Source organism: Streptomyces rapamycinicus NRRL 5491, assembly GCF_024298965.1.
In the GTDB taxonomy this organism is placed as follows: Bacteria; Actinomycetota; Actinomycetes; order Streptomycetales; family Streptomycetaceae; genus Streptomyces; species Streptomyces rapamycinicus.
Window position 1 is genome coordinate 133493 of the sequence record NZ_CP085193.1, and the last position, 25424, is coordinate 158916.

25 protein-coding genes and 4 pseudogenes are annotated in these 25424 nt (G+C 68.9%); 14 read left to right on the forward strand and 15 right to left on the reverse strand.

Going from position 1 to position 25424, the window contains the following annotated elements:
* Positions 1-104: 104 nt before the first annotated feature.
* Genes LIV37_RS00415 through LIV37_RS00430 form a run of 4 tightly spaced genes read right to left on the reverse strand, consistent with a single transcriptional unit; the run spans position 105 to position 3500 of the window.
* Entirely contained in the window at positions 105-863 is a 759-nt protein-coding gene (locus LIV37_RS00415; protein ID WP_020865153.1) for an SDR family NAD(P)-dependent oxidoreductase, read from the reverse strand.
* Complete coding sequence (locus LIV37_RS00420) at positions 860-1135, reverse strand: cupin domain-containing protein (protein ID WP_020865154.1); 276 nt, start codon at positions 1133-1135, stop codon at positions 860-862. Before LIV37_RS00420 ends, LIV37_RS00415 begins: the two co-directional genes overlap by 4 nt.
* 30 nt (positions 1136-1165) lie before the next feature.
* Positions 1166-1951, reverse strand: coding sequence for an SDR family NAD(P)-dependent oxidoreductase (locus LIV37_RS00425; RefSeq protein WP_020865155.1), 786 nt, complete (start codon positions 1949-1951; stop codon positions 1166-1168).
* Positions 1944-3500: a flavin-containing monooxygenase gene (locus LIV37_RS00430; RefSeq protein ID WP_020865156.1), complete on the reverse strand. Its 1557-nt coding sequence runs from the start codon at positions 3498-3500 to the stop codon at positions 1944-1946. Before LIV37_RS00430 ends, LIV37_RS00425 begins: the two co-directional genes overlap by 8 nt.
* Positions 3501-3736: 236 nt before the next feature.
* On the opposite strand from LIV37_RS00430, the gene LIV37_RS00435 reads away from it, so the two are divergent.
* The 4 genes from LIV37_RS00435 (at position 3737) to LIV37_RS00450 (ending at position 7939) form a co-directional block, all read left to right on the forward strand.
* Positions 3737-5308: an aldehyde dehydrogenase gene (locus LIV37_RS00435; protein WP_243146435.1), complete on the forward strand. Its 1572-nt coding sequence runs from the start codon at positions 3737-3739 to the stop codon at positions 5306-5308.
* Positions 5305-6276 (forward strand): alpha/beta hydrolase, encoded by a 972-nt coding sequence (locus LIV37_RS00440; protein WP_020865158.1) that lies wholly within the window; start codon positions 5305-5307, stop codon positions 6274-6276. The genes LIV37_RS00435 and LIV37_RS00440 overlap by 4 nt, the downstream gene beginning before the upstream one ends.
* 21 nt (positions 6277-6297) lie before the next feature.
* The gene (locus tag LIV37_RS00445; RefSeq protein WP_020865159.1) at positions 6298-7323 is read left to right on the forward strand and encodes an alcohol dehydrogenase catalytic domain-containing protein; all 1026 of its coding nucleotides are present in this window, start codon (positions 6298-6300) and stop codon (positions 7321-7323) included.
* 190 nt (positions 7324-7513) lie between these two features.
* Positions 7514-7939, forward strand: coding sequence for a transposase (locus LIV37_RS00450; RefSeq protein ID WP_420834382.1), 426 nt, complete (start codon positions 7514-7516; stop codon positions 7937-7939).
* 60 nt (positions 7940-7999) lie between these two features.
* Here LIV37_RS00450 and LIV37_RS00455 read toward each other — a convergent pair whose 3' ends face one another.
* A complete protein-coding gene (locus LIV37_RS00455; RefSeq protein WP_121825985.1) occupies positions 8000-8308 on the reverse strand; it encodes a hypothetical protein in 309 nt (102 codons plus the stop codon).
* A 389-nt stretch (positions 8309-8697) separates the two neighbouring features.
* Here LIV37_RS00455 and LIV37_RS00465 point away from each other — a divergent pair, with 389 nt between their 5' ends.
* Positions 8698-9903 carry an ISAs1 family transposase gene (locus tag LIV37_RS00465; protein ID WP_121825984.1) on the forward strand — a complete coding sequence of 402 codons (1206 nt, stop codon included), beginning with the start codon at positions 8698-8700 and terminating at the stop codon, positions 9901-9903.
* 401 nt (positions 9904-10304) lie between these two features.
* Here LIV37_RS00465 and LIV37_RS52380 read toward each other — a convergent pair.
* Positions 10305-11377 (reverse strand): IS630 family transposase gene (locus LIV37_RS52380; RefSeq protein WP_420834366.1). Its coding sequence is split into 2 segments (ribosomal slippage): positions 10305-10891 and positions 10891-11377, totalling 1074 coding nucleotides; the frame shifts between segments, so codons are not numbered across the junction.
* Positions 11378-11408: 31 nt separating this feature from the next.
* Positions 11409-11783 (reverse strand): IS110 family transposase, encoded by a 375-nt coding sequence (locus tag LIV37_RS00480; RefSeq protein ID WP_020865164.1) that lies wholly within the window; start codon positions 11781-11783, stop codon positions 11409-11411.
* A gap of 344 nt (positions 11784-12127) precedes the next feature.
* Here LIV37_RS00480 and LIV37_RS53025 point away from each other — a divergent pair.
* Together LIV37_RS53025 and LIV37_RS00490 are read left to right on the forward strand one after the other, a co-directional pair.
* Positions 12128-12247, forward strand: a pseudogene (locus LIV37_RS53025) (trehalase-like domain-containing protein); the annotation flags it as partial.
* Between the two features lie 78 nt (positions 12248-12325).
* Positions 12326-12450 (forward strand): annotated as a pseudogene (locus LIV37_RS00490) (IS481 family transposase); the annotation flags it as partial.
* A gap of 708 nt (positions 12451-13158) precedes the next feature.
* Here LIV37_RS00490 and LIV37_RS00500 read toward each other — a convergent pair.
* The 3 genes and pseudogenes from LIV37_RS00500 to LIV37_RS00510 all read right to left on the reverse strand — a co-directional run bounded on the left by LIV37_RS00500 (position 13159) and on the right by LIV37_RS00510 (position 16204).
* Positions 13159-14214 (reverse strand): TerC family protein, encoded by a 1056-nt coding sequence (locus LIV37_RS00500; RefSeq protein WP_020865166.1) that lies wholly within the window; start codon positions 14212-14214, stop codon positions 13159-13161.
* Between the two features lie 317 nt (positions 14215-14531).
* Positions 14532-14960, reverse strand: a pseudogene (locus LIV37_RS00505) (amidinotransferase); the annotation flags it as partial.
* A 38-nt stretch (positions 14961-14998) separates the two neighbouring features.
* Positions 14999-16204 (reverse strand): ISAs1 family transposase, encoded by a 1206-nt coding sequence (locus LIV37_RS00510; RefSeq protein WP_121825982.1) that lies wholly within the window; start codon positions 16202-16204, stop codon positions 14999-15001.
* Between the two features lie 518 nt (positions 16205-16722).
* Between LIV37_RS00510 and LIV37_RS00515 the strand changes: the two genes are divergently transcribed.
* Positions 16723-17025 carry a hypothetical protein gene (locus tag LIV37_RS00515; RefSeq protein ID WP_148717891.1) on the forward strand — a complete coding sequence of 101 codons (303 nt, stop codon included), beginning with the start codon at positions 16723-16725 and terminating at the stop codon, positions 17023-17025.
* On the opposite strand, the pseudogene LIV37_RS00520 reads toward LIV37_RS00515, so the two are convergent.
* Positions 17018-17164, reverse strand: a pseudogene (locus tag LIV37_RS00520) (IS110 family transposase); the annotation flags it as partial. The gene LIV37_RS00515 and the pseudogene LIV37_RS00520 sit on opposite strands and share 8 nt — an antisense overlap.
* Positions 17165-17264: 100 nt before the next feature.
* On the opposite strand from LIV37_RS00520, the gene LIV37_RS00525 reads away from it, so the two are divergent.
* The 3 genes from LIV37_RS00525 (at position 17265) to LIV37_RS00535 (ending at position 19716) form a co-directional block, all read left to right on the forward strand.
* The gene (locus LIV37_RS00525) at positions 17265-17777 is read left to right on the forward strand and encodes a helix-turn-helix domain-containing protein (RefSeq protein WP_254807064.1); all 513 of its coding nucleotides are present in this window, start codon (positions 17265-17267) and stop codon (positions 17775-17777) included.
* A 159-nt stretch (positions 17778-17936) separates the two neighbouring features.
* Positions 17937-18668: a hypothetical protein gene (locus LIV37_RS00530; protein WP_020865169.1), complete on the forward strand. Its 732-nt coding sequence runs from the start codon at positions 17937-17939 to the stop codon at positions 18666-18668.
* A gap of 190 nt (positions 18669-18858) precedes the next feature.
* On the forward strand, positions 18859-19716 hold the full coding sequence (locus LIV37_RS00535) for a hypothetical protein (RefSeq protein WP_020865170.1): 858 nt from the start codon (positions 18859-18861) through the stop codon (positions 19714-19716).
* A gap of 240 nt (positions 19717-19956) precedes the next feature.
* Here LIV37_RS00535 and LIV37_RS00540 read toward each other — a convergent pair whose 3' ends face one another.
* Entirely contained in the window at positions 19957-20487 is a 531-nt protein-coding gene (locus LIV37_RS00540) for a DUF6262 family protein (protein ID WP_020865171.1), read from the reverse strand.
* A 138-nt stretch (positions 20488-20625) separates the two neighbouring features.
* Between LIV37_RS00540 and LIV37_RS00545 the strand changes: the two genes are divergently transcribed.
* Positions 20626-21558, forward strand: a complete 933-nt coding sequence (locus LIV37_RS00545; RefSeq protein ID WP_158634958.1) for an FAD-dependent oxidoreductase — start codon at positions 20626-20628, stop codon at positions 21556-21558.
* A gap of 10 nt (positions 21559-21568) precedes the next feature.
* Here the strand turns inward: LIV37_RS00545 and LIV37_RS00550 are convergent, their stop codons facing one another.
* The 3 genes from LIV37_RS00550 to LIV37_RS00560 are packed head-to-tail and all read right to left on the reverse strand — an operon-like array spanning position 21569 to position 23807.
* Positions 21569-22423 (reverse strand): PaaX family transcriptional regulator, encoded by an 855-nt coding sequence (locus tag LIV37_RS00550; protein ID WP_020865174.1) that lies wholly within the window; start codon positions 22421-22423, stop codon positions 21569-21571.
* Positions 22424-22478: 55 nt separating this feature from the next.
* Positions 22479-23369 (reverse strand): fumarylacetoacetate hydrolase family protein, encoded by an 891-nt coding sequence (locus LIV37_RS00555; RefSeq protein ID WP_020865175.1) that lies wholly within the window; start codon positions 23367-23369, stop codon positions 22479-22481.
* Positions 23370-23387: 18 nt separating this feature from the next.
* Positions 23388-23807, reverse strand: coding sequence for a RidA family protein (locus LIV37_RS00560; protein ID WP_020865176.1), 420 nt, complete (start codon positions 23805-23807; stop codon positions 23388-23390).
* Positions 23808-24016: 209 nt separating this feature from the next.
* On the opposite strand from LIV37_RS00560, the gene LIV37_RS00565 reads away from it, so the two are divergent.
* Positions 24017-24502, forward strand: a complete 486-nt coding sequence (locus tag LIV37_RS00565) for a cupin domain-containing protein (protein ID WP_020865177.1) — start codon at positions 24017-24019, stop codon at positions 24500-24502.
* Positions 24499-25401, forward strand: a complete 903-nt coding sequence (locus LIV37_RS00570; RefSeq protein WP_020865178.1) for an acyl-CoA thioesterase — start codon at positions 24499-24501, stop codon at positions 25399-25401. Before LIV37_RS00565 ends, LIV37_RS00570 begins: the two co-directional genes overlap by 4 nt.
* Positions 25402-25424: the final 23 nt, after the last annotated feature.

The following is a 25424-nucleotide window of genomic DNA, read 5'->3' on the forward strand; positions in this document are numbered from 1 at the left end:
TGAGTATTCCCATCGGGGCTCCTCGTCATTGAGGTGGAGCATCGGCTCCGGGATCAGTTGGGGTTCGGGCCCGACTGTCGCGCCGGACAGGGGTCGGGTCGTGTTCATCGGGCCAGATAACCGCCGTCGACCGGGTAGAAGGAGCCGGTGACGAACGAGGCCGCGTCGCTGCTGAGCCAGGCCACCAGTTCGGCGACCTCGGCCGGGTCACCCAGCCGGCCCAGCGGGATCTGGGCGGCTCGGGCCCGCTTGACCTCCTCCGGTACGAGCCGCTCGACGAGCGGGGTCAGCACGTGCCCGGGCCCGACGGCGTTGACGCGGACTCCCCGGTCCGCGTATTCGAGGGCGGCGTTGCGGGCCAGGCCGACGATCGCGTGTTTCGACGCGGTGTACGCGGCGCTGCCGGCCTCGGAACCCACGGCTCCCAGCACCGACGACATCAGCACGATCGTTCCCCTGCCCTGCTCCGCCATGATCGCGAGTTCGGCACGCAGACATCGGAATGCGCCGTCGAGGTTGATGTCCATCACCCGCCGCCACGAGGCATCGTCGAGGTCGGCCGTCGCGGCGGCCGCGACACCGATTCCCGCGTTGTTCACCGCGATCTCGAGTGGACCGAGCTCGGCTGCGACGGCGACCACGTCGGCGACGCAGGCCGCGTCGGTGACATCGAGCAGGTGCGCCGTCGCCGACCCGCCCGCTGACTTGATCTCCTCGGCGACCCGCTCGGCCGCACCGAGGTCCAGGTCGGTGACCACGGTCATCGCGCCCGAACGGGCGAGAGTCTTGGCGCAGGCCTCGCCGATCCCCGATCCCGCTCCGGTCACGAGCGCGACCCGGCCACCCAGCTCGTAGTCGATCATGACGGGGAACCGGCGGTCGAAGGCAGCGGGCGGGTCGCGGGGTCGGCCGGGACCTGGACCGCGGAGGTCGCGCAAGGCTGGTACGACCGGTTGACCCCACCGTGTGGCGTGCCGTTCTGGACGACGACGTCACCCTCGCGCGACTCGGTCTCGGTGCCCGCCATCGCCAGGGCGAACTCGCCTGACACGACGCGGGTGTGCTCCATGGTGTCGGTGGTGTGCGCGCCGGAAGTCTCGGCCGAGGCGCCCACGGCATCGCATTCGCTGGGCATGGGTCTCCTTCCTCGTGGCGCAGCGCCCGGTCAGCGCGGAGCCGTGGGCGAACGCGGGGGCTCGAAGGCGGCGAGCGCTCCTCCGTCGATCACGATGTCGGTCCCGTTCAGGTAGCTCGACGCATCGCTCAGCAGGAAGCGGCAGAGGTGGGCGATTTCCGTTCCGGTACCGACACGGCCGAGGTAATTCGTGTCGGCGAGCCGCTGAAGAGAGCCCGGGTTGCGCTGCTCGTAGGCCCTCAGCATCGGCGTGTCCACAGCACCGGGCGATACCGAATTGCATCGGACGCCGCAGCGCCCGAAATCGAGGGCGACGCTTCGGGTCAGGCCCAGCACGGCCGCCTTCGCCGTGATGTAGCCGATCCCGTCCTCGCGAGCCCGGACACCGACGACAGATCCGAGGTTGATGACCGAGCCACGGCCGCGGTCCAGCATCGGCGGCAGAACAGCGCGGACGAACCGCAGGGTGCCGGTGACGTTGACCGCCATGGCGCGTTCCCAGTCGTCGTCGGTCGTGGTCAGAGCGGTGCCGTTGACCACCGCGCCCGCTGAGTTGACCAGGCCGTCGATCCGGCCGCGCGTGGCGAGCACGTGCTCGACGACCGCACGCGCCGCGTCGCGTTCGACGATGTCGACCACGTGGGCGGACGCCTGGTCGCCGAGCTCGGCGGCCAGGCCGCGAAGCTTCGGGGCGATGTCGACGAGCGCCACGGCGGCACCGGCGGCCACCAGTTCGCGGGCGATAGCCTCGCCGATGCCGGTGGCGGCACCAGTGACGACGTACACACGGCCTCCGACGCGGAAGGGGTCAGTCATGGATGGGCTCCCGCCGCCGGTCCGCCACGGCGTCGCCCGGTTCGGCGGAGTCGGGGATCGGTCGTGCGGGACCGACTGACCGGCACATCAGACCGGGCCGGAGTGCCCGGGTGAGGAGCCAGTACAGCTTCTGGCTGTACGGCCACTGGGTCACGACCCGGCCGGACCCCGAGGTGTAGTAGTTGTTGCCGGTCCGCGACCAGACGAACGTGCCGTTGCGGCGCAGCAGGATCCGGTCCATGAGGGCCACCGGCGCGGACTTCGGTTCCCGCGCCACTCCGGCCCGGCGCGCGCCGACGATCGCGTCCGCGATCCACTCGGCCTGACGCTCGAGCATGAAGGTGACGACGCCGCCGTTGGTGTTGGGGCCGTAGGTCACGTAGAACTCCGGGAACCCGACGGCCATCATGCCGAGCATGCTCCGAGGCTCGTCACCCCAGACGTCGCGCAACCGGATCCCGCCACGTCCCAAGACTTCGAAGGTCGCCAGGAAACGGGACGGCTGGAAGCCGGTGGCCAGGATCAGGACGTCGACCTCGGTCGCAACGCCCGCGGAGTCAATCACGCTCCGCGAGGTCACTCGCTCGACCGAGCGGGGCACAAGCGTCACGTCCTCGCGCGCCAATGCCGGGTAGTAGTACTGCGTCAGGACCGGACGCTTGCCGTAGAACGGATAGTCCGGGGTGAGCATCGCGCGCAGCTCGGGGTCCGCGACGGCGGTCCGCAGGTATTCTTCGGCCTTCGCCTGCATCCGGCGGTTCGCCTTCGTGCCGACACGAGCAGCGCTGCGCATCTTCTCCAACTGTATGAACGCCGCGATCCGCCTGCGGCGCGCTTCCCAGCGGCTACCCGTAAGCCGAGCGACTTCCTCCGGCGGGTAATCGCGGTCGTCCTTGGGCAGGACCCAGCCGGGCTGACGCTGAAAGAGATACGTGTGGCCGGCGGCCTCCGCCAACGGCGGTAGCACCTGTGCGCTGGTCGAGCCAGTGCCGACCAACGCGACCCGCTTGCCCGTCAAGTCCACCGAGTGGTCCCAGCGGGAGGTGTGGAAGCACGGCCCGGTGAAGTCGGCCAGCCCCGGCCAGTCCGGGCGGCGGGGGTTGTTGAGCTGGCCGACGCAGGCGACGACGTGCCCCGCCCGCCATTGCCGGCCGTCCTCGGCGGTCACCAGATAGGTCCGGGTCGCATCCTCCCACCGCACGCTCGTCACCCGGGTCCCGAACCGGAGGTGGCCACGCAGGCCGTGGTCATCGACGGCCTTCTCGATGTAGGCCTGAATCTCGGCCTGCCTCGCATGCGTACGTCCGAACACGTGCGGCGCGAAGGACAGCGAATAGAGCTCGGAGGTGACGTCGACCTCGGCTCCCGGGTAGCGGTTGTCCCACCAGGTCCCGCCGGCCCCATGGCTCCGCTCGAGTACGACGAACCGGGTCACTCCCCGCCGCCTCAGGTTGTACGCCGTCGCCAGGCCACCGAACCCCGCACCGATGACGACTACGTCAGTGCCGGTCGGGGTGGTCCCGCCCTCGGCACGTGGCTGATCGAGCATTGCCTCGCCTCCTCGACATTGAGCGCGCGGCGAAACCATACGAATGTTTCGAGTGCTTGTCTAGGAAGAAGACAATCACCAGAGAACGAGGTGAGATGACCGCGGCGGTCCCGCAGACGCGGCAGGTCCATACCGGACCTAACCCCCCAGTTCCTCGCGGCGGCGCTCATCAAGCCCAGCGGAACACATAGAGGCAACCGCTCCGCACACCGAACCGATCGAGTGTCGATTCACCCTTGACTCTCAGATCTTTTATAAATATCACTATGTTTCGTGTGTTTTTCAAGGACGCCCACTCGACGACGAACGGGGGCATGGTGACCACAGGGGACCCCACGGTCTACCGGAACGGAACAGCGGCCGTGGAGGCAGCAAGCCTGCACCGGGCCGAACTCCTCATCGGATCGCAACTGACACCTGCCAGGTCCGACGAACGGATCGAGGTGATCTCCCCGTACTCCGAAGAGGTCATCGGCTCGATCCCACGGGTGACCCGGTCCGAGGCGGACCTCGCGCTGCGCGCTGCCCGTGCGGCCTTCGACGATGGCCCCTGGCCACGCATGGCCCCCGTCGAACGCGGCCGCGCTCTGATCCGGCTGGCCGACGCCCTGGCGGAGCGCAAGGACGAGTCGGCCCTGCTCTACACACTTGAGACCGGAGTGCCGATCAGCACCAGCCCGGCGCTCGGCTTCGTGACCGACACGATCCTGAGGGCGTACGCGGAGATGGCGACCGACGAGCACTTCACCGAGCAGCGGCGGTGGCTCGGCTCCGAAGTGACCGTCCGCCAGGAGCCCGTCGGAGTCGCCCTCGGGATCTCTCCTTGGAACGCGCCGGTGGCCGGGATCTCCTTCATGATCGCCCCCGCGCTCACGGCGGGTTGCCCGATCGTGCTCAAGCCCGCGTCGGAGGCACCCCTGTCCACGCAGGTCCTGGCCGAGGCCGTCGCCGCGGCCGACCTGCCACCTGGCGTGGTGAGTATCCTCCCCGGCGACGGAGACCTGGGCGCATACCTCGTAGAGCGGCCCGAGGTCGACAAGATCGCCTTCACGGGCAGCACGGCCGTCGGCACCTCGATCATGGCGTCAGCTGCGCAGCGGATGGTCCGGGTCACGCTCGAACTCGGCGGCAAGGGCCCCGCGATTGTCTGCGATGACGCAGACCTCGACGCCTTGGCCGGCACCCTGGTCAGGGCCGGCATGGGCAATTCCGGCCAGGTCTGCAGCGCGCAGACTCGTATCCTCGTGCCCCGCAGCCGACACGATGAGTTTCTCGACCGCATCGTCGCCGAGGCCGCCGCGCTCACGGTCGGCGACCCGATGGACCCTGCCACGGATCTCGGCCCTCTGACCATGAAACGCCAGCGCGACCGTATCGAAGACTACCTCCGGATCGGGCGCGAAGAGGGCGCACGGGTCGCGCTCGGCGGTAGTAGGCCCAAGGGGCTGGACCGAGGCTGGTTCATCGAGCCGACGATCTTCGACGGCGTCGAGCCCGGGATGCGCATAGCCCAGGAGGAGATCTTCGGCCCGGTACTTTGCGTGCTGTCCTACGAAGACGACGACGAGGCGGTGAAGATCGCCAACGACTCCACCTACGGCCTGGTCGGCTCGGTCTTCACCACCGACTCGGAGCGGGCTGAGCGGATCGCGAGTCAGATGCGGGTCGGCCAGGTGCACATCAACGGCTATGGCACCTGTCCAGGCCAGCCGTTCGGCGGGTTCAAACGTTCGGGGATCGGCCGCAAGGGCGGTCCCGAAGGCCTCGCCGCCTACCTCGAAACCAAGGTGGTGCAGCGGCACCGATGAGTACGACACCCCTGGCGGCCACGGTCGGCAACCATTTCCCGACGATGGACCGGGAACTCGTCACCGCCCTGTCCGCTCTCCCGGCCGTCGACTTCACCGATCTCGCCGGAGCACGTGCCGTACTCGGCGCCGCCGCCGACACCCAGCGCGCCGCGCTCGTGGAGTTGGAGCGCCGGTGGGAAGTCGCGATCGAAGAGCACGATTCGGGCGGCGAGGTCCCCTTCCTGAGGTTCCGGCCGAAGGCCGCGCGTGGACGGTCGCCGCTGATGCTGTGGCTGCACGGCGGCGGCTTCGCGGTCGGCTCCGCGATGCTCGAGGCTTCGTTCTGCGCCGAGCTCGCCGCCCATACCGGCGCCCTCGTGGTGTCACCCGAGTACCGACTTGCGCCAGAGCATCCGTTCCCTGCCGGACTCGAGGACTGCTACGCCCTCCTCCATCGAATCTGGGCCGACGCGGACGCATTCGAGGTCGACACATCACGTCTGGGTATCGGCGGGCAGAGCGCGGGGGGCGGGCTCGCCGTGGCAACGACGATGCTCGCCCGCGACCAGGGCGAAATCGGCGTCCGGTTTCTCGCCGTCGAGTCGCCGGAGCTCGACGACCGACTGACGACAGCCTCCATGCGCGCCTTCACCGCGACCCCGGTCTGGCGCCGTTCGTATGCCGAACTCTCCTGGCGGCACTATCTGGGAACAGCCTCAACCATCTCACCGTACGCCGCACCGACCAGGGCCGAGGACCTGTCCGGGTTCCCGCCCACGTATCTGACGGTGGCCGAGCTCGATCCGCTCAGGGACGAGGGCCTCGACTTCGCCGCCCGCTTGCTACGGGCGGGCGTCAGTGTCGAGCTGCACGCGTACCCCGGCACCTTCCACCGCTCGTCCACGCTGCTGTCGGCGGCGGTCTCCCGCCGCCACCGCGCCGAGTTCCTCGCCGCGGTGGCGCGCGGACTCGCTCAGCCGATCTGATCCGCTATCTGGAGGAAGACGATGCTCGCCTACCGTCTGTGCGGCCCCGGGGACACCCGTCTCGTCGAGGTCGCCGAACCAGAACCGGGTCCCACCGAGGCCCTGCTGAAGGTGCTGGCCGTCGGGGTCTGCCACTCAGACCTCAACGTACGGTCCGGGGTAGCCGGAACCACCTGGCGCATGCCTTACACCCTCGGCCACGAGGTGTGCGCCGAAGTCGTGCAACTCGGTTCCGGGGTGACAGGCCTCTCCCCCGGGCAGCAGGTCGTCGTGCACGGGCCACTCGGCTGCGGGGAGTGTCACACATGCACCGACGGCGACGAGAACCTCTGCCCGCGGAAGCCCGCCACGGCATCCGGCGTCGGGCTCGGGGTGGACGGCGGCATGGCCTCCCTGCTCGTGACCCAGGCACGCAGGCTCGTGCCCGCCGACGGCCTGGACCCGGTCAGTGCGGCGCCGCTGACCGATGCCGCGCTGACTTCCCTGCACGCCATCTCGATGTGCCGTTCGCTGGACGCGGACGGGGCACTGGCCGTCGTGGTGGGTGTAGGCGGGTTGGGGCATCTCGCAGTCCAGCTGCTGCGCGCACTGACGCCGGCGACGATCGTCGCCGTCGACATCCGGCCGGAGGCTCGCGATCTCGCGGTCCGCTGCGGCGCCCACCACGTCCTCGACGCGACCACCGAACTCGACAAAGTGGTGCGAAATCTTTCATCGAGGAACGGAGCGGACGCCGTGCTCGACTTCGTCGTGGCGCCGTCCCACGTCGAGACCTCGGCGCGCCTACTGTCCACCGCCGCGGACCTGGTGCTTGTCGGCGGTGGCGGAGGTGAACTCCGGGTGCGCAAGCCCGGCACGCTCCCGCCCGACACCCGTATCACCGTCCCGAGCTGGGGTACCCGCAACGAACTCGCGCAACTCGTCGGCCTGGCCCGGCAGGGCCGACTCGAGATCGACACAACGGTCTTCCCTCTCATCGAAGCCGACGAGGCATTCTCCCGGCTCGAGTCCGGCGGCATCCAGGGCCGTGCAGTCCTGGTGCCGTGACTCGGCGACGACCGCGCGCGTAACAGACGGAGTCCCGACGGGCGTTGGAGTGTTCATGTTGAAGAACTCCCGCCCCGCTGGGATGCCGCTCCCGTCATGGGATCTGTGACGGGTGGAGAGAGCGCCGTCCCTTGGGCAGGTGCGCCTTATGGCGCGGCGACATGAGCTCATGGACGCGCAGTGGTAGAAGATCGAGCCTTACTGCCCGCCAACGGGAAGCCAGGCGGGCAGTGGGCCGGATCACCGCAGAGTGATCGACGGGGTGCTGTTCCGGGCCCGTACCGGCGTGCCCTGGCCGGGCCTTCCTGAGCGGTACGGTCCCTGGCAGACCGTCTACGAGTGGCATCGCCGCTGGTCGGCCGAGGGCACTTGGTATCAGATCCTGGCGGAGTTGCAGATCGAGGCGGACGCGTCCAATCCCGACGGGGCGCTGGCCAGGGCAGTCGGAACGGAGACCGGGCAGCGCGGGCGGGAATGGGCGGTGAATATCGACTCCACCTCCTGTCGGGCGCATCAGCACGCGGCCGGGGCCCTCGGCCGGACTTTCCGCAAAGGGGGCGGTGTGCGTGTGGAGGCGGATGAGCGGGAGGCGCTGGGACCTCGCGAGGCGGACTGACCAGCAAATCCATGTGCTGGCCGATGACCGGGCTCGCCCGCTGACCTGGCAGTCCGCAATCTAGTCGGTCGCCAGGCATTTCGCTTCCTGTTCGGCGGCGTGCTTGTCGCTCGCCGCCCGGAGTGCGGCCGTCTGACCAGCGTGCAGGTCGTCGTGGTGGCCGCGGGTCCATCGCTCGCTCGCCCGCAGTCGGGTGTTCTGGTTCTGGAAAACGGGCATGACGTGTTCGGTGAAGAGTTCGCATGAGTGCTTCGTCGCATCGAACCGCGCCCATTCGTTGCCCATGATCAGGTACGTGCCGAAGCCCCCGCCGCTCACCTCCTGAAGCCGCCGGATCTGCTCGATCGCGTCGTCCGGCGTGCCGATCACACCGACTCCGCGAACGGCTGGTCCAGCACTCCGAGACACTGATCACCTGGGCGGCCATCACCCTGATGAGCAGGCGCCTGGCCCGGAAGGGCGCCACCCCGAGCTGGCCGAGGAAACCGGCGCCGACCGGTGCCCCACCACCCCCTTTACTCCTGCACTTTGCGCGGGCGTTGAGACGGAACCGCTCACCCCTCCTCTGGAGGCGCTGCAACAACTATGTGAGCCGCCGAAACGAATCAGGGTGGCGTCGTTCAGGCGGTGTATCCGGGTTGATGGGGCTTCAGGAGCTGGGGCAGGACTGCGGGGTGGTCGCCGGGGCTGATGTGGAGGCAGGCACGACTTCCGGTGATCATGAGGTGTCGAGTCCCTGATCACCACGACGGAAGACCGTGCCTGCCCGCTCATCCTTGCTCATCCCGGGCCCTCTGGGCCAACTCACCGACGCCGCACCGACCTCCCCCGATGATCTCCCCGGCCTGCTGACCTGCCTGGCTCAGGTGCCCGATCCCCGGCGGGGCCAGGGCCGACGCCACCCGCTGGTCTTCGTCCTGTCCCTGGCCGCGTGCGCGGTCCTGGCCGGAGCGAAGTCCCTGGCCGCGATCGCGGAGTGGGCCGCCGACGCCCCGCCGCACGTCCTGGCCAGGCTCGGTGGCCCGTGCCGGGAGCCGGACTGCGGCCCCGTCGCCCCGGCCGAGGCCACCGTGCGCCGGATCCTCCAGCACATCGACGGCGACGCGCTGGATACGGCCGTCGGAAGGTGGCTCGCCAGGCGCGAACGCGCCGCCGGCCAGGAGGAGAACGACAGCGACCGGCCCCTGCCCTCCCTCGCCGTGGACGGCAAGACCGTGCGCGGTGCCCGCCGCACCGACGGCACCCAGGTCCACCTGCTCGCCGCGATGACCGGGACCGGCCTGGTCACCGCCCAGCGCGAGGTGGACGGGAAAACCAACGAGATCACCGTCTTCCAGCCCCTGCTCGCCCCGCTCGACCTGCACGGCACGGTGGTCACCTTCGACGCCCTCCACTCGCAGACCGCCCACGCGCGCTTCCTCGTCGAGGACAAGCACGCCCACTACATCGCGCTGATCAAAGGCAACCAGCCCACCTTGCACCGGTGGCTGAAGGCCCTGCCATGGCGGGAAGTGCCACTCCTGGACAAGACGCGGGCCACCGCGCACGGCCGCGACGAGATCCGCCGGGTCAAGGCCGCCGACGTCACCGGGATCGCGTTCCCACACGCGGTGCAGGCCGTCCAGATCGTGCGCCGCCGACGGATCGTCACCAACGGCAAGGTCACCCTGAAACGCGTCTACGGGGTGACCGACCTGACCGCAAAACAGGCCGACGCAACCGAGATCGCCCGCCGCGTCCGCGACCACTGGGGCATCGAGAACAAGATCCACCACGTCAGGGACACCACGTACACCGAGGACGCCTCCCGCGTACGCACCGGCACCGCTCCGCGTGCCATGGCATCCCTGCGCAACCTGGCCATCGGCGCTCTCCGACTCGCCGAACAGACGAACATCGCCGCTGGACTCCGCCACCACACCCGCGACGCCAACCGTCCACTGATCACCCTCGGCATCACGTGATCAACCAGGACACGTCACCTGAACGACGCGACCCTGGGACCCGCCCCGTCTGGTAGTTCCGGAGCGTCCCGGCGTTGTCAGGACTGCTTTCCGCCCCTCCCGGCGACTCCCGGGTCAGGCTGTCCTCAGCTTCGTGGCCTTGCTGCGACAAGGTCACGGCGGCGGACTTTCACCGCCGCGCGGTCAAGTAGCGCCTCGTGGCGCACGAAGAGGTCGTCGAACCGGGCCGCGTAGTCCTCCAACGGCCCCGGCGCAGGCGGACACGGACGGCGAGCGGTCATCTTCAGCCCCCAGCAAGGCAGTTGACTCCTACCACCGGCCTACGACCAACCCGACCGGCCGTCAACCCACACCACCACCGGATTTAACGAACTACCGTTACTGACTTCGGCGTATTAGGGTCAGTTCGGTCTGTCGAGAGCGAGGCCCGTCCCGGCGAGGAATCCGCCGAGGACGCCGCGCCGGTACTGGAGCGCCTTGAGTCGCCTGCGGAGTAGTGTCTCCAGCTCGCTGAGGTTGCGCGCGGCGAGGTTGGCCAGGCTGCGTTTGATGTGCGCCCACAGACCCTCGACCGGGTTGAGTTCGGGCGCGTATCCGGGCAGCAGGAACACCGTCAGCCAGTCCCGCTCGGCCACGAGTGCCTTCATCGTCTTGGAGATGTGGGTGCTCAGCCGGTCCCACACCACGATCAGCGGGGCCTTGAGCAGTTGGTGGGCGCCGTCGAGCAGGTGGATGTAGTCGCTCTCGCCGAGCGAGCGGCGCTCGCCTTTGCGGCCGGTGTGCCGGCGCAGTCGGTAGCACAGGCGGGCGGGCAGGCCGGGCCGGTAGCACAGCAGCCCGGCCACCGAGAGCCGTCCCCGGCCGCGGCCGGACACCTTGACCCTGGGGGTGATGCCGCGCCGGCCCCAGGTGCGGCCCTTGGGCGGCCGGCCGGTCACGCCCGCTTCGTCCTCGAAGCAGATGAACGCGCCGGTCGCCGCCCTGGTGGTTTTACCTCCTGCCAGGTCACCTCCCGCCACGTGGTGATCGCGTCCTCGTCGCGCTCGGCGGCGGGCCGGGCGGGCATCTGCACGCTGTAGCCCATGCGGTGCAGCAGCCGGGTGACCCCGGAGACGCTGTAGGAGAGGTGGAGCTTCCGCCCGATCAGTGTGCGTACCCGGGCGGCGGTCCACACCTGGTCGTCCGCCCAGCCGTGTGCGGCCGGCCCCTCCTCGAGCCAGGTCGCGAGCCTGGCCCGCAGGTGGGGGCCGAGCCGGCAGTCGTAGCCGCAGGGGCCCTTGGAGCGCAGCGACTCGCGTCCGCCCGTCCTCCAGGCGCGGCGCCACTGGTAGACCGACTTCTCGCTCACCGGTAACTCCCGGGCGATGCACGGGACTTCCACGCCCTCCTCGAAGAGGTCAACGGCCCGCATCCGTACCTCTTCCCGGCGCCTGCGCTGCTCGGCGGTCAGCCCGCCTCCGTCCGGATACCGCATGCCTCCGGCGTACCAGCTCGCATGGACCGCGTCACCAGCCCCGACACAGATGACCCCGAGACGCCGAAGTCAGTAAGAGCGCGACCTGGGCCACGTGAAGAGCGTCTGCGGGGTCGGTCTTCCGGTCCCCGCCGGTGGCCAGGAGACGAGCCCTGGCCGACAAGGTGGAAGGCACGTCAACGACATCCTCGCCCGTGGCCGCCAGTTGCTGAGCAAGCGACCGGCCGAGACCGCTGGCGCCTTCGACCGCGAACCGGCGCTCCGGCCACTGCGCGCACCGGTGCAGAAGCCGCCCGAAGGTCCCGGAGTTGACGATGAACCGCCGCTGACCAACCTTGTGGCCTGCTGCATCGACAGCGACTGCGGTGTGCGAGGACTTGTGGGGATCGATCCCGATGATGATCATGGGCATCCTGACCTGGCGGCTGGCGGCTGGCGGCTGGCGGCTGACGGCTGACGGCTGACGGCTGACGGGCAGAAATGTGCGGTGGGCACTCTGACTTGAAGTAGCAGTCACACACATTCATGCCTCTGTCGAGCCACACCGCGCGGGTGCCGGACGGCGGCGGCACGCTGATCATGAGCCAGCCCGCAGGGCGGCAAGACACTACACGAGCCCGTGCCGACCGGCACCCTGGACGCTACGGCTGCAGACCGAGCGCCTGCGGTCGATTCAACAAGTCAGACACTCCCGCGCCGAGGTGCCGCGACGTCCGCCGCCCCCGAGCAGCCAACCTCACGGGAGTGCCCATGGCCGCGGCCATCGAGGACTACGCCCTGGTGGGCGACCTGCACACCGCCGCGCTGGTAGCCCGCGACGGCTCCATCGACTGGCTCTGCCTGCCCCGCTTCGACTCTCCCGCCTGCTTCGCCGCCTTGCTGCACAACCAAGAGGCCGGACGATGGCTGCTGGCTCCGGCGGCCGGCGGACCGGCCGCCCATCGCCACATCCACATCGACGTGAAGAAACTCGGCCGCATCCCCGATGGCGGCGCCCACAAAACCCTGGGCCGGGCGGCCGCAAGAACACGAGCGGGACCGGCTATGTCTTCCTCCACAGGGCCGGCCGCGATGCGGTCCCAGTCATCCTCGTACAGTGCCCGGACCGCAGGGCCGAGGAAGGCCGGAAAGCGGCGTTGTCGGCCACTCCGGGCGTCCCGGCGCGGTGCCCTGGTACGCCGATCAGGATGGCCAGGCCAGGCCGTCGTCGTAGATCAGGTCCAGCACACGCGTGGGCGGCAGACTCGCGTCGGCGGTCGGGTCGGCCCGGAAGCTCTCGACCGGTGCCGCCACCGGCGCGGGTCCTCCAGCTCAGTGACTCGGCGGCCGCTGTGGATCGGACGTAGCCGAAGGCGACGATGGCACCCGCGCGCGGCCAGGTCGCGGTGAGTTGTGCGGATGCTTCATCGGCCCCCGCAGGGTTACGGCTTCGCTCCGCTGCTTCTTGGGCTCTCGTCTCCTTGTGCGTGCTTCGGGCAGATCGGGTTGTGGCAGGTGCCCGGCTTCCATAGAGGAACGAAGATTCCCATGGTTTTGTAACGCGTGATCTTCTCGGTCACCGGGTGGTGGCAGGTAGGGCATATCCGTCCGGTCTCTGGTGCCGTCCCACGCTCGATGCTGTGCATATATGCAGAATAGATCATTTTGCCATGAAATGGAGGAGTTTTTACGAAGAGGGGGTGGTGCGGGCCTCGGGCCGGAACCGCGGCCGATCCGGTGACGATGATGGAGAAAGCCGGGTGAGACGGGTTCGGGATGCCGTATAGGAAGGTGCAGGCAGCTCAGCTGTCCTGCGGCGGATCGTCCGTCTTCCGTGTCTCCCGCGCAGTGGGCTTTTCACCCGTCGGGCCCGAGGCAACGTCGCTCTCCTCCCGTACGGCCGGAGCGGCCTCTTCCTGGGCGGTCGGGCGGGGGCGCCGAATGCTCAGTATGACGGACACTGCCAGGACCATGACGATGACCGCCAGGCTGACCGGTGACGGAATCTCCGGGATGTCGCGGCTGAACACCTTGTGGGACGCCTGAAGGATCAGCTTCACGCCGATGAAGGAGAGGATCAGCGCAAGGCCCTTGCTGAGGTAGTGGAACCGGTCCAGGAGTCCGGCGAGCAGGAAGTACAGGGCGCGCAGGCCGAGGATGGCGAAGGCGTTGCTGGTGTAGACGATGAAGGCGTCGTCGCTGACCGCGAGAACGGCGGGCACGCTGTCCACGGCGAAGATCAGGTCGGCTGCCTCGATCGCGGTGACGACCGCGAGCAGCGGGGTGGCGACGCGTTTGCCGGCCTCTGTGACGAAGAACTTCATCCCGGCGTACTCATCCCGAACAGGCATGACCTTGCGCAGCAGCCGCACGGCGATGCTCTTGCCCGGGTCGAAGCTGTCCTCTTCCTCCTTGAGGATCTTGTAGGTGCTGTAGAAGAGGACGGCTGCGAAGGCGAACAGCACCGCGGTGAACCGGCTGACCACGGCCACTCCGGCGGCCAGGAAGATGCCTCGGAACACCAGCGCGCCCGCAACGCCGAAGAACAGCACGCGGTGCTGGTAGGCGCGCGGCACCTTGAAGTAGGCGAAGATCAGCGCGAAGACGAACAGGTTGTCGACCGACAGGCTCTTCTCCAGCAGCCACGCGGTGGTGTACTCCACCCCCGGCGTCGTGCCCAGAACCAGGAAAATGACCACCCCGAAGATCAGGGCCAGACCGACCCACACCCCACTCCAGGTGGCGGCTTCCTTGAACCCGATGATGTGCGCCTCCCGGTGCGCCAGCAGGTCCACAGCCAACGAAACGATCACGGTGACGGCGAACGCCGCCCACAGCCACATCGGCACATCGAGCACGAAAGGCCCCTTACACGGGCGGGGAGGGCGAGATTCCGCCTCTTGTGAAAGTCTGCCCCAGCAGGTCCGGCTTGTCGCCCGCGCCCGTAGATGGTCACCCCCGACCGGGCCTGTCACGTACGGCGCAACTGAGGGTGATGCCGTCGGGCGTTCCGGGTGATCTTCGAGCGCATGGTCCAGCAGTGCCTGCCCCTTGCTGGTGGGGTCCAGGCCAGTGGGTCCTGTTGACATGACCGCGGCCCTGGAAGCCGCCTGGTATGCACTGGTGGATCAAGGCGCCATGCCTGGGCCTTTGGCATTCGCCATCGGTGGGCCGATCAACGGAAATAGGATTCGAGCGTGCCGCGACGCCGGACATCGAGCGTCGCGCAGTGGAATGAGCCGCCGAACGGCGCGTAGTGCAGCAGGTCGCACGGGATCGGCTCGAACCCCCATTTTTCGAGCGCGCGCAGCATATCGGTATGGTGTCGCTCCGCGATCACCCGTTTTTCGTCGATCATGAGAATATTCATGCTGAGCCACTTGCCGCACATCGAGGTGATCTTGAGCAAGCGCTCGTCGATCGGGTTGGGCTCGGGGGCGATCAGGATGTCCCACGAGCTCAGGACGTCGGGCAGTCGGTTGACGTCGATGTATTCAGGATTGACCAATACCTTGCCGGGCGAGAGCAAGAGCAACGTCGTGTCGATGTGCATGGGCATGCGGCAACGGCTCTCGATCTCGTGGATGCGATAGCCAGATCCGAGGTCAGGGTCGCGTCGTTCAGGTGACGTGTCCTGGTTGATCACGTGATGCCGAGGGTGATCAGTGGACGGTTGGCGTCGCGGGTGTGGTGGCGGAGTCCAGCGGCGATGTTCGTCTGTTCGGCGAGTCGGAGAGCGCCGATGGCCAGGTTGCGCAGGGATGCCATGGCACGCGGAGCGGTGCCGGTGCGTACGCGGGAGGCGTCCTCGGTGTACGTGGTGTCCCTGACGTGGTGGATCTTGTTCTCGATGCCCCAGTGGTCGCGGACGCGGCGGGCGATCTCGGTTGCGTCGGCCTGTTTTGCGGTCAGGTCGGTCACCCCGTAGACGCGTTTCAGGGTGACCTTGCCGTTGGTGACGATCCGTCGGCGGCGCACGATCTGGACGGCCTGCACCGCGTGTGGGAACGCGATCCCGGTGACGTCGGCGGCCTTGACCCGGCGGATCTCGTCGCGGCCGTGCGCGGTGGCCCGCGTCTTGTCCAGGAGTGGCACTTCCCGCCATGGCAGGGCCTTCAGCCACCGGTGCAAGGTGGGCTGGTTGCCTTTGATCAGCGCGATGTAGTGGGCGTGCTTGTCCTCGACGAGGAAGCGCGCGTGGGCGGTCTGCGAGTGGAGGGCGTCGAAGGTGACCACCGTGCCGTGCAGGTCGAGCGGGGCGAGCAGGGGCTGGAAGACGGTGATCTCGTTGGTTTTCCCGTCCACCTCGCGCTGGGCGGTGACCAGGCCGGTCCCGGTCATCGCGGCGAGCAGGTGGACCTGGGTGCCGTCGGTGCGGCGGGCACCGCGCACGGTCTTGCCGTCCACGGCGAGGGAGGGCAGGGGCCGGTCGCTGTCGTTCTCCTCCTGGCCGGCGGCGCGTTCGCGCCCGGCGAGCCACCTTCCGACGGCCGTATCCAGCGCGTCGCCGTCGATGTGCTGGAGGATACGGCGCACGGTGGCCTCGGCCGGGGCGACGGGGCCGCAGTCCGGCTCCCGGCACGGGCCACCGAGCCTGGCCAGGACGTGCGGCGGGGCGTCGGCGGCCCACTCCGCGATCGCGGCCAGGGACTTCGCTCCGGCCAGGACCGCGCACGCGGCCAGGGACAGGACGAAGACCAGCGGGTGGCGTCGGCCCTGGCCCCGCCGGGGATCGGGCACCTGAGCCAGGCAGGTCAGCAGGCCGGGGAGATCATCGGGGGAGGTCGGTGCGGCGTCGGTGAGTTGGCCCAGAGGGCCCGGGATGAGCAAGGATGAGCGGGCAGGCACGGTCTTCCGTCGTGGTGATCAGGGACTCGACACCTCATGATCACCGGAAGTCGTGCCTGCCTCCACATCAGCCCCGGCGACCACCCCGCAGTCCTGCCCCAGCTCCTGAAGCCCCATCAACCCGGATACACCGCCTGAACGACGCCACCCTGCGAAACGAATGCCTCCCGAGCCTCCCCTTGGGACTCAAGAAAGGCATCGAGGGACTCTGTTCTCCTCCCTCGCTGCTCTTCACTGTCGTCGTCAGGCACAAATATCAGAGGGTCCTCGGCTACATGATCTAAAAAACCAAGCATAGGAGCGCGCAAACCCTGAGCAGCCTCCGCAAGTTCCAGGGGGCCGAGAATGCAGACCCGAGATATCAGTGCTGCAACGGCAAGGCATCTCATACCCATCTCCTGAGACTTCTGCTCCGCCTCCTCCAACTCCCCCCGCACTATGTGGATCCGAAAGAGCATCTCTTCTCGTAACCACTCGTCAGACGCCGTGACCAGCGCTTCAGACACATCCAGGCGCAGTTGCCGCAGCCAGTGCTCGTGCTCTCTGCGAGCCTGGTCCCGGACCTGCTGGCGTGTGGCCTGAGCTGTCTTTTCTGCACCGATGCGTGCACCAATGATCGCAGCGACACCGCCAACGATTGCTCCCGCGAGACCTACTGCCCCGGTGATGATCGTTTCCCACCCTTGCCCCATACCGACACCCTGTCATGGCCACAGCCGATGACCGACCTGACACCGCATCAGCTCGCTTCCATCGGCTCCGGCGCACTCTGGCAGCGTCAGCAGCGGGATCAGAAACTTCCCAATGTCGTTGTCAAGTAGAAGCTATGACACGGTGTGATGGGAGGTAGCACGATCCGTCACGGATCATGGCCCAGGGGACGTTGGCTCGACGGCGGGCGAGGGAGAGGACGGCCTGCTTGTGGTTCTTGCCTTCGGCGCGCTTGCGGTCGTAGTAGGCGGCCAGTTCTTTGGAGGTCGCCGATCCTGAGGCGGACTCGCGACGGAGTCCTCGCAGTGGCTCCACGGCGTGAGAAGTTGATCTGGTCCCACTTGGGGTAATGCCGCGCGACCTCCAGCGGGAACTGACCTACGATGGGCTGCGGACCTCCGGCGGCCTCAGCAAGGGCGGCCGCCGCCCGGCGGTCGCGGCCGGAAAGACAGACGCCGTACGCACGGAGTACCTGGGCGGCTGGTCCGTCGCCGCGCTGGCCCGCGAACACGGGGTCAGCCGCGGTGCCATCCGTACGGCCGTCGCCGACCTCATGCCTGAGCACCCCGCTGCCAGCCACGAGGACACCCCAGCCCCGGAGCTGCCGGTCACCCTCGACATGCCGGGCAAGGTCGCCGACTTCCTCCGCGCCGCCAAGCGGGCCGCGCTCGACCACGGCGTCACCGTGCGGCGCGGCCAGGGCTACACCCTGCGCGTCAGCGCCGCCTCCGCCGTGCACCGCGGACTCCTCGCCCGCTACCGACTCCTCGACGGCGCCCAGGACCTCCCTGCCGTCCCGGCACAGCGCAAGGCCCGCCGCGAGTACGAGAACCGCATGAACGCCTTCGGCGGCGGCATCTGAAGGGCGGCAGGGAGTACCCGCAGGTCAGGGGTTGCTCCATTGTTTTTCGGCAAGTACTGCCGGGTCCCCTGATCCCGGCGGGTCCGCACGGTCGGGTGGGTGAGCGGGCACACACTGGAGGCAGCCGACATTGTTCCTGTCGCGAGAGGAGAGAGACATGTGCGGCATCATCCAGGCGACGGCCAAGAGATGGAGTTCGGCGCAGGTGATGTCATGGCGTGTCCGCCCGGTCACAAGGCCTGGGCCGTCGGGTACGGGCTGGGCATGGTCATCGACTGGCAGGGGTCGGCGAACCGCGCGAGACAGTGGCCGGCCACGGGGGCGCCGAGCATGATCGCCGTTGAGTACGTCGTCCTGTTCCTGCTTGTCGCGGTCAGCGGGTTTGGCCTGCCCGGTCCCGGGGACGCGATCATGATCGCCGCGGGGACGCTGGCCGGTGAGGGCCGGCTCAGCCTCTGGATCGTGCTCGGCACCACGATGGCGGCCTGGATGGGCGGATCGGTCGTGGGCTTCCGTGTGGGACAGCGCCGGGGGCGCTCACTGCTCGACCGCCCCGGCCGCTTCGAGCAGCGGCGCCGCCGCCTGCTGGTCAAGGGGGACGAAGCCTTCAGCCGCCGTACCTTCACGGCCTCCGTGGTGCTGCCGGCATTCGTCTCCGGCATCTTCCGGGTCCCCTTCCCGCTGTTCCTGTTCGGCGCGCTGGTCGCTGGCTCGGCGCTGATCGGCATGTACGTAGGCATCACGTACTTCCTCGGTCCCGAGGTCGCCGAGCGCATCGGTACCGCCGGGACGCGGGCGGTGCTGGACATCGCCGTGGTCGTCGCCGCGGGGCTGGGCATCAAGGTCGCCCTGACGAAATGGCGCGCGACCCGCCGGACGCCCCCGGCCTGACCCACGCCCGGCGCACACGCGGTGGCCGGCACGTCCCCGACCCGTTCCTGTGTCGCCCACCGCTTCGGACAGGAACGTCGTTTAGGCTCACTTCGACAGATATGACCCTTGATGGGCGGAGGGCAGGACGGCGGGAATCAACCGCGAGCGGCTCATCAGAACGCTGACATTCTGGCTGCGTCCCGCGTTCGTGCTGCGCGTCATCAACCGGTTCCAGAAGATCGCGGGCTTCGACCGCTCGATGGCTCTGGCCTCCGGTGCGCTGACCGCGCTGATCCCGCTCGCCGTGCTGAGCGGTGCCGTCTTCGGCACAGAGGCCGCAGATCGGATCATCAGCCGCTACGAGCTCGCCGGTGGAGGCGCCGAGGCCGTCCGGTCGGTGTTCTCCGCAGAGGCCACGCATGTCGGCGTCGGCGTCTTCGGGACGGTGTTCCTGGCGATCTCGGTGCTGAGCTTCTCCCGGACCATGCAGCGGCTGTTCGAGCAGACCTGGGAACAGAAGCCGCTCGGTGTACGCAACACACGCAACGGCCTGTGGTGGATCTGCACACTCAGCCTCTACACCGCAGTGATCGGGTGGCTCTACGTGACCCTGGGCGGCGGACGCCTCGGGCTGGCGGCTGCGTTGTGCGAAGTACCGGTCACCACGGCCTTCCTCACCTGGAGCGGCTGGATCCTCTCCGCGAAGCGGCTCGCCAGGGCGACCCTGCTCCCGTTCGCGGTCTGCGCGGCCGTCCTGACCGCGGCCTATTCGGTGATCGCGACCATCTACCTGCCGCGCCTGTTCAATACCTACGCCTCGCGCTACGGCGCGGCCGGCGCGGTCTTCGGGATGGCCTCGGCCCTCTTCGGCGCCATGCTGATCCTCGTCGTATCAGCGGCACTGGGGCGGGAAGTACGAGACGAACTCGTCCGGATCCGTCAGGGCCACCGCCCGTCCCAGGACGAAGTCCGCCGCCAGTGGGACAGCATCGTCGAACAAACGCGGTCACGATGGCGCACTATCCGCAAACAGCCCCCTCACCATCAGTCCGAGAATCCCCACTGACGCTGAGGTCGCTTTGCCGACCGTCCCAGCAGGCCCCACGATCGGGTACCCCACGTGCTTCGCGACCAAGATCAAGTGCTTGGCCCTCATGGCTGTACGGATGGTCCCGGGGCCGGATAGCGATTAGCGCGGTGGTGGGGCCAAATCCCCTTGCCGGGCCCAACCTCGACTCGAGGTTGGGCCCGCGATTACGAGTGCCGCTGGGTGATGGACCCCGATCAGAGGCCGCCTTGCGCATGGTCATGAGTCCGTGGGTCGCCTGGTGTTGAGCCGGCTGATCAGTTGGCGGTCAGCGGCTCGTGCGGCCTGCAGTTCCTGATCACGTTCTTCGAGTTGGCCGGTCAGGTCGACAACCCGTTGTTCCAGCGCGGTGATCCGGCTCTTGAGCTGTTCGACGTCGTCAGGGGAACCCAGGCCGGACTCGTGCCATGCCTGCTCGCCGAGCAGTTCGGAGAGCTTGGTCTCCAGGTGTCTCACGCGCGTGGCGAGGCGATTGCCGCGTTCCAGGGTGTTCGCCAGGTCTGTCTGAAGGGAGGCTCGGCTGACGGCCGAACCGGTGTCGTCGTGGGGCGGTTCGGCACTGGCGGCGTGGACCTGAGCGAGCAGGTCCTTGTGGCGGTAGAGGAAGGCGCGGTCCACTCCGGCCTGCCGTGCGATGCCTGAGACGCTGATGGCGGTGCCGCCTCGTCTGGCCGTGTTGATGGCCTTGATGACGCGCTGGCGGCGGGCTGAGTCGGCCTTGCGGCCTTCGATGAGGGGGTTGGTGTTCATGCGGTCCGGTTCGGTCGGATGTCGGGCAGGGGCTGGCGGACGCGGGGCAGGCCCAGGTGGACGACGCTGTTGCGGGCGCGCCGGACGAGGGCGGTGGCTTGGTCGATCTCTGCGCGTTCTTCGTCGGAGAGTTCGTCGATGGAGTCCTTGGCGCGTTGGATCAGGCGGCGGACGCGGCTGATCTCTTCGTCGGAAGGCAGGGCCTCTGTCCGGTACCGCAAGGTCCTCGACGACCGGGGACATGCCTACGAGCGCTGGGACAACGCCCGGCTCGCCGAGCACTACCCGCAGTGGCGCGTCGACGAACCAGCCGAGGTGACCTTCCAGCGCGACATGGGGCTGGTCGACATCGGCCGGGCCGGACAGACCCACCGTGCGCTCGCCTCGGCCCTCGGTGTGACATTCCGGCCCCGTACCCGGGCGATCCGCATCAAGAGCCTCCCGGACGGCGTGCGGGTGCACACCGACGGCGGCGGCTCCGTCACCGTACGTCATGTGGTGGTCGCCGCCGGCGCGTGGTCCGACACCATCCTGGCCGAGGTCGGCCAGACCTGGCGCACCACGATCAGCCAGGAGCAGGTCGCCTACTTCGTACCGAGGACACTGCGGGACTTCACTCCCGACGCGTTCCCGGTGTGGGGCTGGTACGGCCCGACGCTCTTCTACGGCTTCCCGATCTACGGCGAGGTGGCGGTCAAGATCGCCCGCGACATGTCCGGCCGGTTCGTCACCCACGAGACCCGCTCACTGGAACCGGTGGGCGAGGAGACCCAGCTGCTGGGAGCCTTCCTGCGGGAACGGCTGCCGGACGCGGCGGGCTTCGAGCTGTACAGCAAGACGTGCGTCTACGACATGCCGCCGGACCGCAACTTCGTCATCGACGCGATGCCCGGGAATCCCCGGGTCGTCGTCGGCGTCGGGGCCGGCCATGCGGCGAAGTTCGCCGGACTGTTCGGGGAGATCCTGTCCGAGTTGGTCGTCGAGGGAAGGTCCCGCTACCCGATCGAGCCGTTCACGGCCGACCGTCCGGCCCTGACCGACCCGTCCTACAAGCCGGTCTTCGCCCTGTGACGTCCGTGAGTCAGCGCGGCCCGTGGAGCACCGCCGCGGCGTGGGCCGCCGCGGGCGTGCTCAGCACGATGTTGAGCCGGTCGAACAGTTCGCCCGCGGCCACACCGTTCCACTCCGGCGGCAGCAGTTCCAGGGGCAGTCCCGGGTCGCGGTAGGGCATGCGCCGCCACTCGGTCAGCATCGGCAGGTAGATCCGGAACGCCTCCAGCGGCTGTGGCTCGCGCCGTGTCACCGCCTCCAGGACGGGGCGGTACCGGTCCAGGAAGTCCGCGTACATGGCGGTGAGTTCGTCCAGGTCCCACCACGACCGGACCTTCGCACCCAGATCCCGGGAGGCGAAGTGGTCACCGGTGAAGAGGTCTACATACCCGGACAAGCCCCGGCGCTCCAGGGTCCGCCGCGCCTCGTCCGCCAGGTGTCCGGGGGCCACCCAGACACCCGACGCGATGGTGCCGAAGCCGAGCCGGGTCAGGGCGGTCCGCAGGGCGTGCCGCTTCTCGCGCTCGGACTCGGGCACGGAGAACACCACGAGCACCCAGCCGTCCTCGCGGCACGCCCTGGCCCGGTGGAAGATGCGTACGTCCCCCTCGGCGAGCGTCTGAAGGGTCGAGTCGGCGAGCGAGTACCCGGCGACGCCCTCACGGCGCTCGCCGCGCAGCACCTCGCGGCGTTTCATCCGGGAGACCGAGGACCGCACGGCCCGGCTCTCCACACCGAGGTCCGCCATCAGGCCGATCAGCGAGGCGACCGCGAGCCAGTTGTGCTCGCCCCGGGCGTAGAGGCCGAAGAGCGTGAGGATGAGCGGGGCGTGGCGGGACTCCCGTTCGCCTGTCGCCGCGGTGGCCGATGTCGTCTGCGCCGTCATTTCCCGCCACCCTAACGCCTGGCGCCTCGTGGATGATCACCTGCTCCCGCCGAGGCTATGTGAGACGGGTCCGCCTCACCCTGTTGCGCAGTTCGCCGAGCCCGCCGACCCGGGTGACGACCAGGTCGCCGTCGCCCAGGAAGATCTGCGGCTCGCGGGCGTTGCCGATGCCGCTCGGGGTTCCGGTGAGGACCACGTCCCCTGCGCGCAGGGTCATGCCGCGGCTGAGCTCGGCGATGATCCGGGCGAAGGAGAAGGCCATCTGGGCGCTGGAGGCGTTCTGCAGCAGGCGGCCGTTGACCTCGCACCGCACCCGCAGACCCGTGAGGTCGTCGATCTCGTCCGCGGTGGTCAGCCAGGGACCCAGCGGCATCGTGGCGTCGATGCTCTTGCCCTTGAGCCACTGGCCGCCGTGTGCCCGTTGGAGGTCGCGCTGGGAGACATCGTTGGCCACGAGGTAGCCGAAGACATGGTCCAGCGCCTTCTCCTCGGGGATCGACCGTCCGTCGCGGCCGATGACGAGGGCGATCTCGGCCTCGTAGTCCCACTTCGCGGAGAGCCCGGGGTCGTGGGCGATGTCGTCGAAGGGGCCGATGACGGTGTTCGGTCCCTTGGTGAAGAACGTGGGGTGCTCGGGCCACGTGACGGGGTCCTGGCCCTCGCGCTTGCCCTGGGACTCCTCGAAGTGGTCCCGGTAGTTCCAGCCGGTGCACAGGATGTCGCGGTTGAAGCGGTGCAGCGGGGATTCCAGGCGGACCCCGGAGAGGGGGCGCACGTCGTCGGCCCCGGCTGCGGCCGCGCGCGCCACGGCGAGGGGCGCTTCGCCACCACGGACGATGTCGTCCACGGCACCGACTTCGGCCGGCAGCACCGCGACGGTCCGCTCGGCCTCGTCGACGGCGCCCGCCCGGCGCACGCCGCCCGCGGTGAAGGATGCGAGTTTCACGTTGGCGTCCTGTCTTTCCTACGGGCGCGGCGCCACGAGTCGTTCCCCGGGTATCACGGCCACACCGAGGATCTCGATCATGGCTTCGGGCTGCCACAGCGCCGTGCAGCCGATGCCCGCCATGGCCGGGTAGACGGGCCCGGCGAGCTCGCGCCAGACCTTGCCGATCTCCTTGCCGTGCGCCTGGTAGTCGGGGATGTCGGTGAGGTAGATGGTCACGCTCACCAGGTCCCCGGGCCGCCCGCCGGCCTCGCGCAGCGTGGTGAGCAGATTGCCGAACGCCTGCCGGAACTGCTCGACGATGCCCCCCGGAACGATCCTCATATCGGCGTCGAGGGCGGTCTGTCCTCCCAGGTGGAGGGTGTTCCCGGCGAGTGTTCCGTGCGAATAGCCGCTGGGCTTCGGCAGATCGGGCGGGTTCACGGGGACGGGGGTCATGGTGCCTCCGGCTCGGTTGCGTTCCGTCCTGCCGCAGGACCGGGCAGGTGTATTGACTTTAAATGACGACCGTGAAAAATACGAGACATCGATTCTGGTCCTGTCGGCGCCACGATGGCTCGCCGGCGGAAATTCCCCGTGGCGGGCCTCGCGATCAGCGGGCTTGCCAGGCGGCCCCTCTTCTCACCCGACTGAACGGAGCCCACCCGATGGAGCCCGATCTGAGCAAGTACCGCCTCGAGGGCGACAATTCGATGTACCGGCTGCCCAGCGGCATCGTCGCCCCCGTGGTGACGCGTGGCGGCCTGGAGAGCGCGAACACCGCCGACTCGGGCGGTGCCGTCCGTGTCTCGGGCGTGAGCGCCCAGCACACCCCCGCCACCCGTCTCTGGTTCGGCAAGGTCAGCAACGAACCCGGCTATCGCTCGGTGACCCATCACCACGGCGAGGCCGAGACCGGTGGCTACGTCCTGTCCGGCCGGGCCCGCATCTACTTCGGCGAGGAGCTCCGGGACTACACCGACATGGAGGAGGGCGACTGGGTCTTCGTACCGCCGTACATGCCGCACGTGGAGTGCAACCTCTCCCGCACCAAGCCGCTGACCTGGATGACCACCCGGACACCGGAGAACATCGTGGTCAACCTGCCCGATATCGCCGACACCGAACTGCGCGACTGGCTGGACCGCCGATGACCCCGACGCCCCCCACCTCCGCCGTCTTCACCGCCGCCGTCACCCTCAAGCCCGCCCAGCCCGAACACTTCGACCTCGCCTTCACCGCCACCACCCAGCCCTGCCCCTGGCCCAAGGCGTACGGCGGCGATCTGGTGGCCCAGGCCGCGGCGGCGGCCATGCGGTCGGTGACCGACGGCAAGTCGCCGCACTCGATGCACAGCTACTTCCTGCGCCCCGCCGACATCGGCGCCGAGGTGCGCTACGAGGTGGAGGTGGTGCGCGACGGCCGCGGCTACAGCACCCGGCAGGTGCGCGGCTACCAGAACGGCAAGCCGCTCTACGTCTGCCTGGCCGGATTCGCGGCGGGCGAGGCCGGTGCGGACTTCCACATCGACTTCGGCGAGGACGTGCCCGACCCGGAGGGCCTGCCGAGTTCGGCGGAGTACCTCGCCGAGCGCGGTGGCGGCTCCATGACCGAGGAGTCCAAGGCGTACTGGTCCGGCGGCCGCGGCTTCGACATGCGGCACGTCCCCGGACCGGTCTATCTCACCGTCGAGGGAGAGCGCCTGCCGCACCAGGCGGTCTGGCTGAAGCCCTTCGACCCGCTGCGCCCGGTCGACGGGCTGACCGACGCCCAGCGGGACCTGGCCGCCCTGGCGTATGTGTGCGACTACACGATCCTCGAACCCGTGCTGCGAGTGCTCGACCTGCCCTGGGCCAGACCCGGGCTGGTCACCGCGAGCCTCGACCACGCGATGTGGTTCCACCGCCCCGGGCCGGTGGACGGCTGGCTGCTCTACGTCCAGGAGGCCGTCGCCGCCGACGCGGGCCGGGGCCTGGGCACGGGGCGCTTCTTCACGCGCGATCACCGCCACCTGGCCACCGTGGTCCAGGAGGGCCTGATCCGCCCCACCTGACCCGCCGCTCTCCCCGGCGGGCT